We start from the raw sequence: 18,061 nt of genomic DNA, 5'->3' as shown, positions 1-18,061 counted from the left end.
CGGAGTCCAACGCGCGATGAAGACCCCCCTCGCACTCGTCGCCTGCCTCCTTGGCGCCTTTCTGTCCTTGAGCGCCCACGCGGAGGACCGCGTCGCCACCGCCCGCGCGTCGCGGATGAAGGACGTCACGGCGCTCTTCGCCACCGCTGGGACACCCTGGCCCACGGACCAGCTCTATGTCCGGGCCTTCAAGCACGAGCAGGAGCTGGAGGTCTGGGCGGGCCCCAAGGACGGGCCGCTGGTGAAGGTGAAGACGTACCCCTTCTGTGCCGCCTCGGGAGAGCTGGGGCCCAAGCGTCGCGAGGGCGACCTCCAGGTCCCCGAGGGTTTCTACACGCTCGACCTCTTCAACCCGGTGAGCAACTTCCACCTCTCCGTGCGGGTCAGCTATCCCAACGCGGCGGACAAGCACCACCAGAAGCCGGGCGTCCGGCTGGGCGGCAACATCTTCGTCCACGGCAACTGCGTGAGCATCGGCTGCATCGCCATCGAGGACAGGCCCATCGAGGAGCTGTACCTCATGGCGCTGGACACGCGCGCCCGGACGAAGCGGGACGCGCCCATCCACATCTTCCCGCGCAGGCTCGACGCGGCGGGGATGGCGGCGATGGAGAAGCAGGCCGGCACGGACGCGGAGCTGCTCACCTTCTGGAAGAGCCTCCAGCCCGCGTACGCCTTGTTCGAGGAGGGCCGCCAGGTGCCTCGCACCTCGGTCGTCGCGAAGACAGGCGCCTACGTCGTGACACCGGCGACGAAGGCCCCTCGCGCGGGACGATGACCGCGCGAAGGGCGCGACACGTCACAGCGGGTACAGGAACGCCGCCGCCGTCTGGTCCTGGGCGCTCAACACCAGGTCTCCCGCCCGCCGGCCGCACGCGTAGTTGGCCATCACCGAGTTGGTATCCGCGGTGTCCGTCAGCAGGCACGCGCCCGTGGTCTTCGGGCAGAGCCCGATGAGAACCGGCTCATGCACGAAGCCCAGCACATGTCCCAGCTCGTGCCGGAGGAGGCCCCGGAGGGTGAGTGGAGCGATGGTCCCGAACGCGGTGTTGTCGATGAGCAGGTTGCGCGAGGCGCGGGACGCATTCGGGAGGAACGCGCGAGCCAGATAGCTGCCGCTCGAGTTGACCGGACGGATGTCGAAGACGACGCCCGTCTGGGAGGCACTGCAGGCCCCGTCGAACGAGCTCTCATGGATGACGTTCACGCCCGCGATGGCTTCCCAGTCCGCCGCCGCGCCGTTCATCGCCGCGACGACGGCGGCATGGCGTGAACCGAACGCCGTGCTGACGCAGTATCGCAGGTCGCGCACCTCGGTCGAATTCCACATGACGAGGACCCCGTTGGGGCACCCCACGGCCAGCGCATCCTCGCGAGTCCCCAGTCCGTCCTGTCGCACGTAGCGGTCGTGATACGCGCGCAGCGCCGCGTCGCCCTCGAAAGCCAAATCTGGCGGCACGACATGGACGTTCGAGTCGGGCTCCTTGTACGCCCGCGCCTTGAACTCCTCGAAGGACGCATCAGGAGTGCTCGACGGAGCACCTCCCGACTCCAGTTCGACGCTGCCGCACGCCGAGAGCACGACGGACACTCCGAAACACAACCCCACGAAACAGACATTTCGCATGACTCCCCCTCTGGTGGCTCCCCAAGCCGCCCAACCTGAAATAATAGCAAATCAGGAAGAAGGGATGGGAGCCGGGGGCCGAACTTCAATCAGGCGTGGGGTGCTCCACGTCCGGCGTGGGGCCGGGGGCGCGGGCGACTGGAGCCACGGGCGGCTCCGTCTTCAGGACGTTCACCAGGGCCATCATCTGCGCCACCAGCGTGGTCAGCCCCTGCCCGTCCTGCACGCCCCCGGTGCCGCCGATGGACACCGAGCGCAGCTCGCGAGGCTGCGGCAGCTTCTCGGCGATTGCGGGCAGCAGCTCCACGAGCCGCGCCTGCACGTTGGACGCGCTCAGACCGTTGAGGATCTGCTGGCGCAACTCCAGGTGCTCCAGCTCGGCGCGGGCCTGACGGTTGGCCGCGGCGCGCTCCACGTCGCGAGCGTCCGTGTTCGCCAACGCGGTGCGCTTGAGCTTCGCCGCCTCCACCTCCTGCCGCAGCCGCGCCAGCTCCGCCTCACCGGCCAGCCGGGCCTTCTCCAGCTCCGCGGACTGGAGCACCGTCTGCTGCCGCTCCGTGGCCAGCCTGCGCTCGTCCTCCTCCTCGCGCTGCTGTCGCCGCAGTCGCTCGGACTGCTCGCGGTCATACGCCTGCGCGTCCTTGCTCGCCCTCAGCGCGGACAGCTCGCCATCGCTCTCCAGCCGCATGCGCTCGCGGGTCTGCTCCACCTCCAGCTCGCGCTGGGCCAGCGACTCCTCCTTCCCCAGCGAGGCCAGCCGGGCGATGCGCTCCTGCTCGGCGCGGAACGGCGTCTGGAGGCTCTCCCACAGGCGCGCGGAGCTGACCACCGCCTCCTTGATCTGCACCGTGACGATGCGCAACCCCAGGCCCTTGTCGGTGCCTCCGCCGCCCTCCGCCACGTGCCGCAGCCGGGCGGTGAGTTCCTCGATGATGGGCTGCTTGTCGGACAGCACCGTGTCGATGGTCATGGTGGCCACCTTGTCCTTGATGGCCGCCTCCGCCTGCTCGCGAAGCTGCACGTTCACCACGCGCATCGGGTCCTCCACGTCAGTGAAGTCCAGCTTGCGGTAGGCCGTGCCGAAGTCCTCGATGATCCACTGCACGTAGCCCTGCACCAGCAGGCCCTGCAGCTCGCGGCAGATGCAGTGCGCGTTGATGAGGATGGTCTGCATCGCCCCCGGCACCACCAGGAACGAGTCCTTCGCCGGGTCATAACCGAACGACACCCCCAGCCCGAGCGTCAGCGGCTGCGCGTGTCCGCGGCGCGTGTGCACCACGTACGCATTGGGCGGAACGACGACGGTCTTCCAGCGCCAGAAGCCGGTGATGCGCACGTCCACGGCGTTTCCCGGAGGCGCACCACCACCGCCTCCGCCTCCTCTGCCCTGGAGCGGCCCCGCGCGGGCCGCGCGCGCCGCCTGCACCGTGGGTGGCGCCACCATCTGCTTGCGGGCCCGCAGGTCCACCTCCAGGCGCTGCTGTTGCTCCTGCACCTGGTCGAGATACGTGTTCTTCACCGGATCCTGGGACGACATGGACGCTCCCCCTGAAAGGAGGCCCATCCAAGCACACGTCAGGAGCCCCGAGGAGGCCGGGCCCTCTACTTGCCCTTGACGAGCACGATCTCCACGCGGCGGTTCAGCTCGCGCCCGCGCGGAATCAGGTTGGGGGCCTTGGGACGGGTGTCTCCCAGCCCGGAGGCGTCGATGCGCGACGGGTTCAGCCCCGCCTTCACCAGCAGGTCCGCGACGGCCTTCGCGCGCGCCTCGGAGAGCGCCTGTCGCGCCGGCGCCGGCGCCTCGCGGTTGTCGGTGTGACCTTCCAGGCGCAGGCGCAGCGTCTCGTCCCGCACCATCATGTCCACCAGCAGGGCCAGGTCCGAGGTGGAGGCCTTGCGCGGCGCGGCCTGCTTCTCCTCGAAGCCCGGAGGCGTGGGCAGCTCCACGCGCTCGTCCTTCACCTGCGCCTGCTGGTCCTTCTTCGCCGGCACGGGCGCAAGGACGAAGGCCACCGTGGCCTCGCGCTCGCGGCTCACCTTCACCTGACGCGTCTGGGCCAGAAACCCATTGGAGAGCACGTCCACCGTGTACTCACCCGGAGGCAGCATCACCGCCGCAGGCTTGCGCGCGGCCTTGTCCAGGAGCACCTGCTGCGGCGCGCCCCGGCCGCCTCGCACGTACGCCGTGGCGGCCACGGGCTTCTTCCCCGCGAGCACCTTCAACAGCAGCCGTCCCGGAGCCACCGGGCCCTGGTCGGGGGGCTTCGTGGGCGGCGGCACCTGCGTCACCGTGACAGGCGGAGCCGTGACGGGAGGCGGCACCTGCGCCACCGCGACGGGAGCGGGGCCCGCGTCCTGGCCCTCCGCCAACGTGGCGTCCGCGAGCGGCGCGGTCATCTCCGCCGAGACATCGTGAGACAGCTTCAGCTTGAGCCGGGGGTCGGGCGCGTTGGGGTTGATGCTGGGCACCACCTTCACCCGCATCCGCAGCCCCTTCTGCGCCTGGAACGTGACGGAGGCCGTCATCTTCCAGAGGAAGCCGCTCTCCTCGCTGAACAGGCTCCACGAGTCGCTGTTCGTATAGGTGACGCGCGACACCAGCGTGTAGGAGCCCTCCTCCACCTTCAGCGCCGCGAGGCGATGGATGCCCGGGCCGGAGATGACGTCCAACCCCGGCACCGCCAGGGGCTGACCGTTGAGGATGAAGTCCACCTCCAGCAGCTTGTAGGGCCGCGCGGTGCCCTCTCCTGGCAGGCCCTCGTAGGTGATGACGACCTCTGGGGGAGGCGTCTTGACCAGGGCCTGGAGCTGGCGGTCCAGGTCCTCGCGGGCCCGCTGCTCGACGGTGGAGGGTTCAGCCGCCCGCGCCGTGGCGCCGACGAGGGCCAGGATGCAGAGCCACAGTGCTTGTACGGAGGAAGAAGCCACGGGGGTTCACAGCATCGCACAACCTGGGCCCGTCGCGAGTTGTCAGCCGGGCGAGCTGACCACCATCCGACCGTCGCCCCCCCTCCCCTCACCCCATGTCCCGGCGCTACAGGGCCCTTGCGTGTGGCCCCGCCACGTTTTTGGCTCCCATCCCGCCGCCAAGGGCGCTAGTCCTGGGCGCCGAAGACTCCCCCGAAGAGGCCGCGCGCGATGAACGACTTCCAGTTCCAGGAAATGCTTCCGCTGGGCAAGGACGAGACGCCCTACCGGCTGCTCACGAAGGACCACGTCTCCACCTTCGAGGCCGGCGGACGCACCTTCCTCCAGGTGGCCCCCGAGGCGCTCACCCTGCTCACCCGGGAGGCCATGCGGGACATCGCGCACCTCCTGCGCCCCGGCCATCTGGGGCAGCTCGCGGCCATCCTCAAGGACCCGGAGGCCTCCGCGAATGACCGCTTCGTCGCGATGGAGCTCCTGAAGAACGCCAACATCGCCGCCGGTGGCGTGCTGCCGTCCTGCCAGGACACGGGCACCGCCATCATCATGGGCAAGAAGGGCCAGCACGTCCTCACCGACGGCCACGACGAGGAGGCCCTGTCCCGCGGCGTCTTCGACACCTACCGCACGTCCAACCTGCGCTACTCGCAGATGGCGGCGCTGGACATGTACAAGGAGGCCAACACCGGCAACAACCTGCCCGCGCAAATCGAGCTCTACGCGACGGGCGGTGACGCCTACAAGTTCCTGTTCATGGCCAAGGGCGGCGGGTCGGCCAACAAGAGCTATCTGTTCCAGGAGACCAAGGCGCTGCTCAATCCAACGAGCCTGATGGCCTTCCTCGACGCGAAGATTCGCGCGCTGGGCACCGCGGCGTGTCCGCCGTACCACCTGGCCATCGTCGTGGGCGGCACGTCGGCGGAGTTCGCGCTGAAGACGGCCAAGTACGCCTCCGCGCGCTACCTGGACACGCTGCCCACCGAGGGCAACGCGCTGGGCCGGGGCTTCCGCGACGTGGCGCTGGAGCAGGAGGTGCTGAAGCTCACGCAGCGCATGGGCATCGGCGCGCAGTTCGGCGGCAAGTACTTCTGCCACGACGTGCGAGTCATCCGGCTGCCGCGCCACGGCGCCTCGTGCCCGGTGGCCATCGCCGTGTCGTGCTCCGCGGACCGGCAGGTGCTCGGAAAAATCACCCGCGACGGCGTCTTCCTGGAGCAGTTGGAGGCGGACCCGGCGAAGTACCTGCCGGAGCCGACGGAGGCGGACCTGGCCGGCGAGGTGGTGAAGCTGGACCTCAACCGCCCCATGAGCGAGCTGCGCGCGGAGCTGTCGCGCTACCCCATCAAGACGCGCGTGTCGCTCACCGGGCCCATGGTGGTGGCGCGCGACATCGCCCACGCCAAGCTCAAGGAGCGGCTCGACAGGGGCGAGGGCATGCCGCAGTACCTGAAGGACCGCATGGTCTATTACGCGGGCCCCGCGAAGACGCCGGAGGGTTATGCCTCTGGCTCATTCGGTCCGACGACGGCCGGTCGCATGGACGCGTACGTGGACCAGTTCCAGGCGGAGGGCGGCAGCTTCGTGATGCTGGCCAAGGGCAACCGCTCCCAGGCCGTCACCGACGCGTGCAAGAAGCACGGCGGCTTCTACCTGGGCTCCATCGGCGGCCCGGCGGCGCGTCTGGCCAAGGACTGCATCACCAAGGTGGAGGTGCTCGAGTACGAGGAGCTGGGCATGGAGGCGGTGTGGAAGATTGAGGTGGTCGACTTCCCGGCCTTCATCGTGGTGGATGACAAGGGCAACGACTTCTTCGCCCACCTCAACAAGCCCTCCGCGAAGAAGGGCTGAGCGCGCGCCATGCCAGCCGAGGTGCTGACCTACCAGGAGCGGTTCCGCGAGGACTTCGCGCGGCTCAATCGCGAGTGGATCGAGACGCACTTCCGGCTGGAGCCGGAGGACCTGGCCTCCTTCGCGGACCCGCACGGCACCTTCGTCGCGCCCGGCGGCGAGGTGCTGTTCGCCCTCGTCGACGGCCAGGTGCTGGGCACGTGCGCGCTGCGCCGCGAGGACCCGGACACGTTCGAGCTGTGCAAGATGGCCGTGTCTCCCCAGGCGCGGGGACACGGGCTGGGCGACGTGCTGATGGAGGCGGTGCTGCGCGTCGCTCGCGAGAAGGGCGCCCGGCGCGTGTACCTGGTGTCGAACACGAAGCTTGCGCCCGCGCTCGGGCTGTACCGAAAGCACGGCTTCGTGACGACGCGCCTGGGAGACGAGGTGTCGCGCGAGGCGGGCTACGAGCGCGCGGACATCGAGATGGAGTGGCGCGCCTGACGCGTGTCAGACGGAGGGCGGCGCCTCTGACGCGGGCACCGGGACGGCGGACTTCTTCTTCGGGATGAGGTTGCGCCGGGGGCCCTTGAGGGCCACGCCCAGGAGCATGCTCGCGGGGAGCATCATCCCCAGTCCTTGCGTGAGGTTGTCGGGAGGATGAACGACGGCCCCCAGCACCAGCGCGGCGAACAGCAGACCACAGACCAACCGAAGCAACAGAGAGTTCACGCGAGGGACCTCGGTGACGGGATGGCCCAGCGTAAACATCCGCCGGGCCCTGTCCAGCCAGCCTCACGAGGCCCTTCAGGGAGGGGCCAAGCAAGCGCCCCACCCTGTCCCACCGTCCACGTCGGACGGTGGGAGCGTCAGGGAACTACCAGATCTTCACGCGCTTCTCGGGGGCGAGCCAGCCGGCGTCGCCCTCCTTGACGCCGAACGCCTCGTAGAACTCCGCCATGTTCCGCACCACGCCGTTGACGCGGTACTGCGGCGGCGAGTGGGTGTCGGTGAGCAGCATCTGCCGCATGGCGTCGTCGCGGTACAGGCCGCGCCAGACCTGCGCCCAGCCGAGGAAGAAGCGCTGCGGGCCGGTGAAGCCGGCGATGGACGGCGCCGTCTTGCCTCCGAGCGACTGGACGTAGGCCTTGTAGGCCACCGCGAGGCCGCTGACGTCGCCGATGTTCTCACCCAGGGTCAGCTCGCCGTTGACCTTCATGGACTCCAGCGGGCTGAAGCCGGCGTACTGCTCCACCAGCACGGCGGTGCGCTGCTTGAAGCCCGCCTGGTCCTCCGGGGTCCACCAGTTGCGCAGGTTGCCGTCGCCGTCCGAGCGGCTGCCCTGGTCGTCGAAGCCGTGGCTGATTTCGTGACCAATCACCGCGCCGATGGCGCCGTAGTTCGTCGCGTCGTCCGCGTCCGGGTTGAAGAACGGCGGCTGGAGGATGGCGGCCGGGAAGACAATCTCGTTCATCGTGGAGCTGTAGTAGGCATTCACCATCTGCGGCGGCATGCCCCACTCCTCGCGGTCGATCGGCTTGCCCAGCTTGTCCACCATCCGCTGGAAGTCGAACGCGTCACCGCGACGCACGTTGCCCAACAGGTCGCCCGCGACAATCTCCAGGCGCGAGTAGTCCCGCCACTTGTCCGGGTAGCCAATCTTGACGTTGAACTTCGACAGCTTCGCCTGGGCCTGCGCCTTCGTCTCGGCGCTCATCCAGTCCAGCCCGTCGATGCCCTGACGGAACGCCTCACGCAGGTTGTTGACCAGCTCCACCATGCGCTGCTTGGACGCGGGGCTGAAGTGGCGCTCCACGTAGAGCTGCCCCACGGCCTCGCTCAGCGAGTCCTCCACCGCGCCCACGCCACGCTTCCAGCGCGGACGGTTCTCCTGAAGGCCCTGCAGCGTCTTGCCGTAGAAGTCGAACGAGGCCTGCTCGAAGGCGCTCGACAGCATGGGCGCGCGGCCGGACAGCACCTTGAACGTCAGGTACTGCTTGAGCACGGGCAGCGGCGTCGTCTTCAACAGCCCCGCCACGGCCTCGAAGTACGCCGGCTGACGGACGATGACGCCGGGCGTCGCCTGGGCGCCCGCCGCCTTGAGGAAGCGCGTCCACGAGAAGCCGGGGGTGAGCGCCTCGACCTCCTTGACGCTCTTGAGGTTGTAGGTGGCCTCGCGGTCCCGGTTCTTCACCCGGTCCCAGCTCTTGTCGGCCAGCGTCGTCTCCAGCGCGAGGATGGCCTCGGCCGCCTTCTTCGCGTCCTTCTCCCCCGCGAGGGTGAAGAGCTTCTCGATGTACGCCACGTAGGCGGCGCGAATCTCGATGAAGCGCGGCTCCTGCTTGGAATAGTAGTCCCGGTCCGGCAGGCCCAGGCCGCTCTGGCTGACGTACGCGATGTAGCGCGTGGCCTGCTTCTGGTCCTGGCCCACGAAGAACGTGAAGGGCGTCTGGAGGCCGCTGCGCTGGAGCTCCACGAACAGCTCCGGCAGTTGGGCCTTGTCCTTCAGCCCCTTCACCCGCGCCAGCTCCTGGGCGATCGGCTTCATGCCGAGCGACTCGATGCGCTCGGTGTCCATGAAGCTGTTGTACAGGTCGCCCACCTTCTGCGCGGTGGAGCCCGGCGCGCGCTCCTTCGCGGAGGCGGACTCCTCGATGATGGCGCGCAGGGCCAGCTCGGACTTGTCCGCCAGCTCGATGAACGAGCCATAGCGGGCGCGGTCCGCGGGGATGGGCGTGTTCTTCAGCCACGTCCCGTTGACGAACCGGTAGAAGTCGTCCTGGGGACGGATGGTGCGGTCCAGGTTCTTCAGCTCGACGCCGAGCGCGCGCACGGTCTCCTCCGACACGGCCTCCGCGACGGGCGTCGTCGAGGATGCGGACGCGGCGGGAGGCGCGGGCGCCTCGGTGGGCGCGGGCCGCGGCGCGCTGGCGCAGCCGGTCAACAACAGGGTTCCGAGGGCGCTGGTCGCCCACGCGCGGTGGGCAATGGACTTCTTGGGGCTCATGAGGTTCCGAGAGGAAAAAGGGACGGGGGATGCTGCCGGACCCGAATGGTCGTCGTCCATCCGGGCAGGCAGGAAAAACACCCGCGCGCGCGCCCTATTCCTCAGGTGAGGCCCCAAGCCTCCCTGCAATCCCGTGGAAACAGCCGTTTCCGGCCCCGCCCCCGTCCAGGAGGCGAGGCCGCGAGCGCCCACCAGCGGCTCAGCGCTGGCCCATGACGGGCGCGGGGACAGGAGCGGCCGGCGCCGGCACCGTAGGCGCGGCGGGCGTGGGCGTGGGCGTCACCGTGACGTCCTGCGACAACGCCTCCAGGTCATGGAAGCCCTTCGTCGACACGTCGCCGCCTCGGAACAGGGCCCAGCCCTGGAGGTTGCGCTGGTACGTCCGTGTCATGTGCCAGAGCTGGATGCCGCTGTTGGCGACAAAGAGGTACAGGGCGCGCTTGGGGTTCCAGGGGTTGGGCAGGGCCAGGGCGATGCCGTCATCCGGGCGGCCATACGTCTTGCCCTGCCAGCGGAAGAAGCGACGGCCCAGCTCCACGGGGAGCTTCTTCTCGGCGGCCAGCCGGGCGAGCAGCGCGTTGTCCTCCGCCCCGCCGAAGACGACCAGGTCGCGCTCCGCGAGCTGCGCGTCCGTCACCTCGAAGTCAGGAGACACCGGGACGAGCCGCTCGGTGAAGACATCCGCCAGCGCCTCGCGGTAGCCGAGCACCAGCGTGCGCATGGACTCCGTCTGCCGGGCGGTGCCATGCACCATGAGCAGCTTCTCCCAGGCATCCGTCTGGTTGGCCAGGACCTGGTAGCGCTCACGCGGCACCGGCACGTCGTTGCCCGCGTTGAAGACGACGCGCATGGGCGCCTCCGTGGTGCGCAGGACGAACGTCTCGTTCGCCGTGCCCTTCACCTCCACGCGCTCCAGTGTGGAGCCCTTCGCCGTGTGCACCTCCACCAACGTGACGAAGTGCCAGGGCTTCGGGCCGGGCTGCTCCACCTTGAGCGTCACCTCGTACCCGTCCTTCACCTGCGCGGCGGTGGCGCGGAAGCGCGGCTGCGGCAGGCCCGTGCGCTCCAGCCACTGGCCGACGAAGGGGCCCACGTCCTTGCCCACCGCCTCCTGCGCGGCGCGCTTGAAGTCCGCCGTGGAGATGTCCTTGTTCGCGTAGCGCGTGTGGACGGCGTTCATCACCTTGGAGAAGTCCGCGTTGCCCAGGAGCAGCCGGAGCTGGTGCAGCGCGAAGGTGCCCTTGATGCGCGGCACCAGGTAGGTGCCATAGCGGCCGTACTCCGTCTTGACGGAGGCAGGCAGCACGTCCGCCTCGCGCGAGGTGGTGAAGAGGTAGCGGTCATTGAGGTCCGCGAGCGCGTCCCGCTGCGCATCGAAGGCCTTCTCCGGCTTGTCCTCGTGCGCCGACACGTCGCGCAAGAGCTTCCAGTACGCGGACGTGCCGCTGATGAGCCAGTTCTCTCCATCCGACGCGGGGAACAGCGTGTTGGCCCACAGGAGCGACTTGTCGAAGCCGACCGTGTCCTTCACCCGCGAGAAGTCCCGCTTCGTCGTCTGGGGCTCCTCCGGCGCCTTCCACGTCTTGCGCGCCTCCTTCAGCTTGGCGGCGACGTAGATGGGGCTGAACGTCGTGTAGCCCAGCGACAGGTGCGGCGTGGCGCCGGGCAGGTCCGGCATGAAGCGGCTGCCAATCATCTTCTCGCGCAGCGTCGTCTTGCCGTAGTGGGCCAGGAACATCAGCTTCTCGGCCATCTCCGACGTGGTCACCTTGCCGTCGCAGGCGTGCGGCCGGTTGATGGGGCTGGAGGCCAGCATCCGCGTGGCGGAGTCCAGGTCGAAGCCCTGCTTGCCCAGCTTCGAGTAGTACTCCCAGAAGGCGATGTCGCGGTTCCAGGTGTTGAAGGCCAGGTCCGCCGGGGCGTTGTCCGGGTTGGAGACGGACTCCTTGCGGACCTCCAAGTCACGGTTGTTGTTGTTCGCCCAGATGAAGTCCTTGAGGTTGCCCGGCGTGTCGGAGGCGTTGCCCTTGCTGCCGGTGCGCCACAGCCGCGTCTTCTTCGTGCCGAGCAGCAGACACGCGCCCTCGTCCGTCTTCGTGTCCGCGAGCGTCCAGTCGTTGGTGTACAGGCCGTTGTTGTTGTCCTTCATGATGCGGGCGACGTCATCGATGGAGGACGCGTATTGCGCCGCCTTGCGGATGCGGTTGCTCTGCGGCGAGCCATTCATATCGAAGGGCGTCTGCCCCACCGTCGTCTCGCCGATGACGATGCCCGCGGAGTTGATGAACCAGTCCGCGCCGCTGTGGATGCCGCCCGGGAAGGTCTGCATCACGAAGCGGTGGCCCCGGGTGGGCTGCACGTCCAGCACCACGTCCCAGTGGACGCCCGTGTAGCCGTTCCACATGAAAATCTGGCCGATGATGGCGCGGCCGTCCTTCGTCGCGGACTTGGTGGCGACGAAGGAGGAGCAGTGGTCGCCCTTGCCTCCGCGCTCGGCCTCTTCGTCGGCCTTGAGGAAGGTGCGGCCGGACAGCGAGGTGGAGGTGGCGCGGTTGGCCTCCTCGAGCTGGCCCGCGTCCACGGCGGTGTTGAGCGTGACGATGTCCAGCACGTCCAGCTCGCGGTCCTTGAACTTCGCGCCGGCCTTGTTCGCGCCTTCGGCGATGCCCTTCATCTCCTCCAGGTACTCGGCGTCGAACTTGCGCAGGAAGAGCGAGTCCGCGAGCAGCCGCTGGTGGCTCCACCCCTTGGCCGCGTCCGACTTGTCCTTCTGGATGCCGAGCTTCTCGATGTAGCGGACAATCTCCTGCGAGGTCAGCTCGCCGAACTGGACGCCGCGCTCGTAGGGCTCGCCCTCGATGTGGACGTAGATCCAGCCGCCGTCGTCGTAACGGAAACCCTTGCCGGCCCAGCGCACCGACTCCAGGGGGACATAGGCGGTGATATCCTCCACGGGCTCCAGGCGGACGTCGTCGTACCAGACGGAGCCCGTCGCCTTGCCGTTGCGGCCCAGGTGGAGCTGCACGCGGTCCGTGGACTGCGTGGCGAAGAAGAGGACGGAGGCGCGGGTGCCGGCCTCACCGCCCGGGGCCGTCGCGCAGTTGGTGAAGGGGAAGCTCTTCATCGAGAAGCAGGCACCGTGGGCCGTGGGATAGCGGGCCTCCGGGTCCACCTGGACGCCCTTGGTGCGCACCCAGGCGCTGAGCCGGTAGAGCTGGCCCACCTGGAGCTTGAGGCTCTCGGACTCGACGGTGGTCTCCCCACCGCCCTGCGGGCTCTCGATGAGCATGCCGCGCGAGCCCTCCACCTTGCCCTCCGCGCTGGAGGCAACCTTGCCGGGGCCTTGCGAGCGCCAGAACGCGGGCACCGAGGAGGAACCTCCGGCCACCTCGAAGTTTCCGTTCGGCACCGCCGAGGAGTTGACGGGAGTGGCGGCCACGGCGGGCGCGGCCTGGAGCAGGCTCGCGGACAACAGCAGCGCGCCGAGGAGCTTCGACGTCTGGGGGCGGTCGGTCATGTCGTTCCCTTCCCGAGCAGGGCGGGGCATCAGCTCGGGGGCAATCCGGGCGCATGACACTGCCGCGCCTGTCGAGCGTCAACCCTTCAAACCCGCGAAGGCACCATGACGCGAGGCGACTTCCGTGGTCGCCCCGACACTCCGTGCGCCCCCTCCCCTGTCAGCGCAGCAACCGACCCGACGCCTGGAGCACTCCGCGCGCGGCCCGGCGCACCGCATCCACGCGCCGCGACTCCACCCACGGCGGGTCCACGGGCGCATCCCAGTCGAACACGCGCAGCCGGGACAGGAAGCCCTGCTTCACGCAGCCCTCCAGGCTGAACACATGCAGGTCGTGCGTCCACCGCACCGCGAGCCGCAAGTCACGCGACAGCTCCGTCCAGTCCAGTGGCGGCGACGCGAGGATGCCCGGCAGCTCCACACCGCCGCCCGTGCTGCCCACCGCGAGCGAGCCTGTTCCCGGCGCATAGCTCCACAGGAGCGCGGCCCCTCGGGGGCGCACGAAGCTGGTGTAGAGCATCAGCACCTCGCGGTCCGCGGGCACGTCCACCACGCCCGCCACGCGCCGCAGCACCGAGGAGCGAGCCTGTCGCTCGTCCACGATGAAGGGGAACTGGTACGCGTCCACGCGGTATCCATCCGCGCGGATGCGCTCCACCAGCGCGTGGTAGCCCGCTCGCGCCTCACGGGTGCGCCCTCCGCGAAGGACGAGCCGCGACAACATCCCGGGAAGGCTCCGCAGCGGCGCCTCCGCCCACCTGCGCAGTTCGTGGATGTCGGGCTCGATGTCCAACCCCACGCCCGCCCACTGGAGCTTCTCGTCGGCCGTCCACGTCATGAAGGCTTCGTAGCGCGCACGCGCTTGCAGGACGTTGCCCGCGTGGAACCAGTAGCCCTGCTCGACAGGGAGCAGGAGCCACGCGGTGACGGGGATGCCAGCACGGTTGAGGAGGCGCACGACTTCGGCGCGCTCGGCGCTCAAGTCGAGGAGGCCCAGGCTCACGCCGGCGCGCATCGCCTGGAGGTCGTCGACGACGCCTTCGGTGTTGAACAGTTCGCGAAGCGGCTCTGGTGCCAGCTCGCAAAAGAAGGTCAGGAAATGGGGTTTCATGGCAGCCTCGCGCCTCCACGCGTACCCCCGAGGGGCGCATACTTTCGCGAGGAGCACCATGGAATTTCACAGAGGCCGGATGCTTGACCACGTCCACCTCCGCGCCAGGGACATGGCGGCGAGCAAGCGGTTCTACCAGGCCATTCTCGAGGTCTTGGGCATCCCGCTCGGCTCACATGGGCCCGACAACTTCTTCGCGGACGAGCTGTTCGTCAGCACCGCGGACCCCGGCGCGCCTGCCGGGCGTGGCGTCCACCTGGCCTTCCAGGCGAAGGACCCGGAGATGGTGAAGCGCATCTACGAGGTCGCGCTCAAGGCGGGTGGGAAGGACAACGGAGCACCAGGTGAGCGGCCTTACCACCCGGGCTACTACGCGGCCTTCGTGCTGGACCCGGACGGCAACAACATCGAGGCCGTCTACCATGGCCCCGCGAAGCGCTCGGCCCCGTCGGTGGTGTTCACCGCGTAGGGACGAAACATTGAACGGCCCGCTCCGGTGTCTCCGAAGCGGGCCGAGTCACTCGGAACCGCGCGCGGCTCAGTAGCTCCAGGGGAAGCGCTTGAAGTCGCGCTTGCGCTTCTGGACGAAGGCGTCGCGGCCTTCCTGGGCTTCGTCGGTGCCGTAGGCCAGGCGCGTGGCCTCGCCCGCGAAGAGCTGCTGTCCCACGAGGCCGTCGTCGGGCAGGTTGAAGGCGTACTTCAGCATCTTGATGGCGGTGGGGCTCTTGGTGTTGATCTCCGCCGCCCACTCGAGCGCGAAGTCCTCCAGCTTCTCGTGCGGCACCACGGCGTTGACCATCCCCATCTGGAAGGCCTCCTGCGCCGAGTAGTTCGCGCCCACGAAGAAGATTTCGCGCGCCCGCTTCTGGCCAATCTGCCGAGCCAGCAGCGCCGAGCCATAGCCCCCATCGAAGCTGGCCACGTCCGCGTCGGTCTGCTTGAACACCGCGTGCTCCTGGCTCGCGATGGTCATGTCGCAGACGACGTGCAGGCTGTGTCCACCGCCCACGGCCCAGCCCGGCACCACGGCGATGACGGCCTTGGGCAGGAAGCGGATCTGCCGTTGGACTTCCAGGATGTGCAGCCGGCCGAGTCGCGCCGGGTCCGACTCGCCGTCCTCGCCCTCGTACTTGTAGCCGTCCTTGCCACGGATGCGCTGGTCTCCCCCGGAGCAGAACGCCCAGCCGCCGTCCTTGGGGGACGGGCCGTTTCCGGTGATGAGGACGCAGCCCACGTCCGTCATGAAGCGCGTGGCCTCCAGGGCTCGGGAGAGCTCGTCGACGGTGCGGGGACGGAAGGCATTGCGCACCTCGGGGCGGTTGAACGCGATGCGGACGGTGCCCTGGTCCACCGCGCGGTGGAAGGTGATGTCCTTGAACTTGTGGCCCTCGACGGGCGTCCAGCGGGCCGGATTGAAGATGGCCGAGACCATGGGTTTCTCACTCGGGAGAAAGGGGGGAACGGGCGCGGACCCTACGCCGGCCCGGTGGGAGCGTCCATCCAAGGAAGCAGGCCCTGCCTTCACGCGCGTCCATGACCATCGTTTCCCCGTGTGGCTGCTCCGCCCAGCCCCCAGGAGGCCCGTGATGAAACGATGGACCCAGCACCTGCTCGTCGGACTCCTGCTGAGCACGCCCCCCATGGCCCTGGCCGTGGACACACAGGCGAGCGGAGACTCGGCCCGTCCCTCCCCTGCCCCGTCCCCGGATGCCGAGGGCACGGCCGGAACACTCCGCGCCTTCTCCGGCCCGGTGCTGGGAGCCGCGCCCGGAACACTCTTCGTCACCGGCCCCAGCGGCGCCGCGATTCCCATCCGCGTGACACATCAGACACGCATCGCCGGCATGACTGTCCCTCGCGACCAGGACATCGAGACCTATCTGCGCGAGCACCTGAAGCCCGGCCGCTCCGTCCGCGTCCAGTTCGACGTCAGGCCCTTCTCCGACGGCACCCCGCAGAACGTCGCCTCCACCGTCGAGCCGAAAGCCTCCCGAGCGCCCCCCTCGCCGTGAGCCACGTCGAGGAGGCACGGCGACTCGTTGGAGCCACAGTCATCCGGCTGGGCCCTCCTTTTCGGCCCTGGAGAAACCCTCGACTTGTGACGCGGTGACGCTGGGCGAATGGCTCGGAAGGTGCCAGCCTGCGGAGCGCACGGTGCAGCCCTTCGCGAGGAACTCCGCGTCATGCCCGCCGACGTCGCCCTGCTCAAGGAAGTGCCCCTCTTCGCCGCCCTCGATGACGAGGAGCGCGCGCTGCTCGCCAACCAGCTCGAGGAGGTGCGCCTGTCCGCCGGAGAGAAGGTCTTCAGCCGAGGAGACCCCGGCGGCGCCATCTACATCGTCAGCTCCGGTGAAGTTCAAATCTCCGTCGAGGACACCACCGGGCAGGTCATCGTCTTCGAGACCGCCCGACGCGGAGACTTCTTCGGCGAGCTGTCCCTGTTGGATGGAGATCCACGCAGCGCGGATGCCCGCGCCATCCAGGACACGTCCGCCCTCAAGGTGGACCGCGCGGACCTCGAGCTCCTCTTCCGGCGCCACCCCTCCAGCGCCATGGATGTGCTGACCGCCATCGGCCGGCGCCTGCGCGAAGCGGACAAGATGCTGCACAGCCGGCCATCGCTCAGCCCCAACGAGATGGTGGAGGAGCGGCTGACGACCATCCAGCGGCTCGCGGATGGACTGGCCGCCTTCAGCGGTACCTTCACCTTCATGATGCTGCACGCCGTGTGGTTCGCGGTGTGGATCACCATCAACCTGGGCTGGGTCCCCACGTTCCACGCGTTCGACCCGTTCCCCTTCGGCCTGCTCACCATGGTGGTCAGCCTGGAGGCCATCTTCCTCTCCTGCTTCGTCCTCATCAGCCAGAGCCGGCAGGCCGCCAAGGACCGCATCCGCTCCGACGTCGAATACGAAGCCAACATCCGCGCCGGCATGGAAGTGACGCAGCTCCACTCCAAGCTGGACCACCTCTACGCGCAGACCATGGCCCGCCTGGACGCCGTCGAGCGCGGACGCGCACCCTCGACTCCAGTCGTCTCCAAGCCCGGTTGATTCCATCGCCGCGCCCGCGGGCCACATCCCCCCGACACGACGGCGGCCATCAGCTCGTGCGCCGACTGCTCGAACCAGACGAGCTGCTTCGATGGCGCCTTGACGCTCGCGAACCATTCGGCGGCAACCGTCGCCGAGACGTTGTAGTCGTGGCGTCCGAGGAACAGGAGCAGCGGCGTCTTCAGCCGCTTCACCTGCGGCAGGTCCGTCGTCAGGATCGGAGACAGGAGGCGCTCGGCCGAGAGGTCTCCCGCCTTCCAGACCTGGCGCACCTCCTCGTCGGTGTATTCGGGCGACAGGTTCACCGCCGCGCCTTCGAAGCTCGCATCGGGACGCCGATAGGCAGCCCCTCCGAAGAAACGGTGAAGAATTCGTCCCAGCCGTGCGCGACATACCAGCTCGTCGGCATCGCCACCCAGCCGGGGCCGCCATGGAGCACGAGCAGCACGGGATTGCGCAGGTCGCGGCTGCGGACCGAGACCCATTGGTCGATGCCTCCGATGCGGAGCTTCTCGGTGCGCTCCAGCCCCTCCGGCGCCACGACCTTGCGAAGCCCCGCGATGATCTTGATGGCCTCGGCCCGGTTGTTCGGACCCGGCGCCTCCTGTGCCTGTGCCGGAGTGCTCCCCAGAAACAGCGCCGCCAGTGGCAGCCACGATGCCTTGCGCACGATATCCCCTCGATTCCGCTCGGGTTGCCTGTGAGGCCCCCTGAGCGCGAAATCCGAACCACGACGGTTCAACGTCGCGCGCCTCCACCTATTGCACGGGGTGCCGCCGACGAGCTGCCCCAAAGGGGTGATTTCCGGCAGCCGCGACATCAGGCTGGGACGGTCTCGAACCACAGGTCGAGGGCGACGCGCCAATGCAGGCCTTCATCGAAGCGATGCCCGGATGGGCAGCGCGTCCCTAGCGATGTTCGTCGTCATCAGACAGGTGGCCGCCAAGCCCGAGACCCGCGCCGGCGCCGATGCCCAACCCCATGCCGCCACCAC

Annotated in this window: 16 protein-coding genes; 6 read left to right on the top strand and 10 right to left on the bottom strand. The window is 68.8% G+C overall.

The window, feature by feature from the left end; translation table 11 throughout:
* Positions 1-16: 16 nt before the first annotated feature.
* Positions 17-778, top strand: a complete 762-nt coding sequence (locus HUW62_RS27785) for a murein L,D-transpeptidase family protein (protein WP_176436107.1) — start codon at positions 17-19, stop codon at positions 776-778.
* A 21-nt stretch (positions 779-799) separates the two neighbouring features.
* Here HUW62_RS27785 and HUW62_RS27780 read toward each other — a convergent pair whose 3' ends face one another.
* The 3 genes from HUW62_RS27780 to HUW62_RS27770 form a co-directional block, all read right to left on the bottom strand.
* The gene (locus tag HUW62_RS27780) at positions 800-1,627 is read right to left on the bottom strand and encodes a hypothetical protein (protein WP_176436106.1); all 828 of its coding nucleotides are present in this window, start codon (positions 1,625-1,627) and stop codon (positions 800-802) included.
* Between the two features lie 85 nt (positions 1,628-1,712).
* Positions 1,713-3,164, bottom strand: coding sequence for an SPFH domain-containing protein (locus HUW62_RS27775; protein ID WP_255203677.1), 1,452 nt, complete (start codon positions 3,162-3,164; stop codon positions 1,713-1,715).
* Positions 3,165-3,229: 65 nt separating this feature from the next.
* On the bottom strand, positions 3,230-4,555 hold the full coding sequence (locus tag HUW62_RS27770) for an OmpA family protein (protein ID WP_368670491.1): 1,326 nt from the start codon (positions 4,553-4,555) through the stop codon (positions 3,230-3,232).
* A gap of 210 nt (positions 4,556-4,765) precedes the next feature.
* Between HUW62_RS27770 and HUW62_RS27765 the strand changes: the two genes are divergently transcribed.
* Complete coding sequence (locus HUW62_RS27765; protein WP_176436104.1) at positions 4,766-6,400, top strand: fumarate hydratase; 1,635 nt, start codon at positions 4,766-4,768, stop codon at positions 6,398-6,400.
* A gap of 9 nt (positions 6,401-6,409) precedes the next feature.
* Complete coding sequence (locus HUW62_RS27760; RefSeq protein WP_176436103.1) at positions 6,410-6,883, top strand: GNAT family N-acetyltransferase; 474 nt, start codon at positions 6,410-6,412, stop codon at positions 6,881-6,883.
* 6 nt (positions 6,884-6,889) lie between these two features.
* Here HUW62_RS27760 and HUW62_RS27755 read toward each other — a convergent pair whose 3' ends face one another.
* From HUW62_RS27755 to HUW62_RS27740, 4 genes are all read right to left on the bottom strand, one after another.
* Entirely contained in the window at positions 6,890-7,111 is a 222-nt protein-coding gene (locus HUW62_RS27755; protein ID WP_163869300.1) for a hypothetical protein, read from the bottom strand.
* Positions 7,112-7,256: 145 nt separating this feature from the next.
* The gene (locus tag HUW62_RS27750; RefSeq protein ID WP_163869301.1) at positions 7,257-9,386 is read right to left on the bottom strand and encodes a M13 family metallopeptidase; all 2,130 of its coding nucleotides are present in this window, start codon (positions 9,384-9,386) and stop codon (positions 7,257-7,259) included.
* 199 nt (positions 9,387-9,585) lie between these two features.
* Positions 9,586-12,903, bottom strand: a complete 3,318-nt coding sequence (locus HUW62_RS27745; protein WP_176436102.1) for a C45 family peptidase — start codon at positions 12,901-12,903, stop codon at positions 9,586-9,588.
* 160 nt (positions 12,904-13,063) lie between these two features.
* Positions 13,064-14,014, bottom strand: coding sequence for a hypothetical protein (locus HUW62_RS27740; protein WP_176436101.1), 951 nt, complete (start codon positions 14,012-14,014; stop codon positions 13,064-13,066).
* A 79-nt stretch (positions 14,015-14,093) separates the two neighbouring features.
* Here HUW62_RS27740 and HUW62_RS27735 point away from each other — a divergent pair, with 79 nt between their 5' ends.
* Positions 14,094-14,483 carry a VOC family protein gene (locus HUW62_RS27735; RefSeq protein WP_240356993.1) on the top strand — a complete coding sequence of 130 codons (390 nt, stop codon included), beginning with the start codon at positions 14,094-14,096 and terminating at the stop codon, positions 14,481-14,483.
* A 69-nt stretch (positions 14,484-14,552) separates the two neighbouring features.
* Here the strand turns inward: HUW62_RS27735 and HUW62_RS27730 are convergent, their stop codons facing one another.
* Positions 14,553-15,446, bottom strand: a complete 894-nt coding sequence (locus tag HUW62_RS27730) for a 1,4-dihydroxy-2-naphthoyl-CoA synthase (RefSeq protein ID WP_163869305.1) — start codon at positions 15,444-15,446, stop codon at positions 14,553-14,555.
* Positions 15,447-15,600: 154 nt separating this feature from the next.
* Here HUW62_RS27730 and HUW62_RS27725 point away from each other — a divergent pair, with 154 nt between their 5' ends.
* The gene (locus tag HUW62_RS27725; RefSeq protein ID WP_176436100.1) at positions 15,601-16,026 is read left to right on the top strand and encodes a hypothetical protein; all 426 of its coding nucleotides are present in this window, start codon (positions 15,601-15,603) and stop codon (positions 16,024-16,026) included.
* A 171-nt stretch (positions 16,027-16,197) separates the two neighbouring features.
* Positions 16,198-17,067 (top strand): DUF1003 domain-containing protein, encoded by an 870-nt coding sequence (locus HUW62_RS27720; RefSeq protein ID WP_176436099.1) that lies wholly within the window; start codon positions 16,198-16,200, stop codon positions 17,065-17,067.
* Here the strand turns inward: HUW62_RS27720 and HUW62_RS48995 are convergent.
* Both HUW62_RS48995 and HUW62_RS48990 read right to left on the bottom strand, forming a co-directional pair.
* Complete coding sequence (locus HUW62_RS48995) at positions 16,986-17,372, bottom strand: lysophospholipase (protein WP_255203676.1); 387 nt, start codon at positions 17,370-17,372, stop codon at positions 16,986-16,988. The genes HUW62_RS27720 and HUW62_RS48995 overlap by 82 nt on opposite strands.
* Positions 17,369-17,737: a hypothetical protein gene (locus HUW62_RS48990; protein WP_255203675.1), complete on the bottom strand. Its 369-nt coding sequence runs from the start codon at positions 17,735-17,737 to the stop codon at positions 17,369-17,371. The genes HUW62_RS48995 and HUW62_RS48990 overlap by 4 nt, the downstream gene beginning before the upstream one ends.
* Between the last annotated feature and the right edge of the window lie 324 nt (positions 17,738-18,061).

It is taken from the genome of Myxococcus sp. AM011 (assembly GCF_013372595.1).
Taxonomy (GTDB): domain Bacteria; phylum Myxococcota; class Myxococcia; order Myxococcales; family Myxococcaceae; genus Myxococcus; species Myxococcus eversor.
This window is presented reverse-complemented; position numbering and strand designations above follow the sequence as displayed.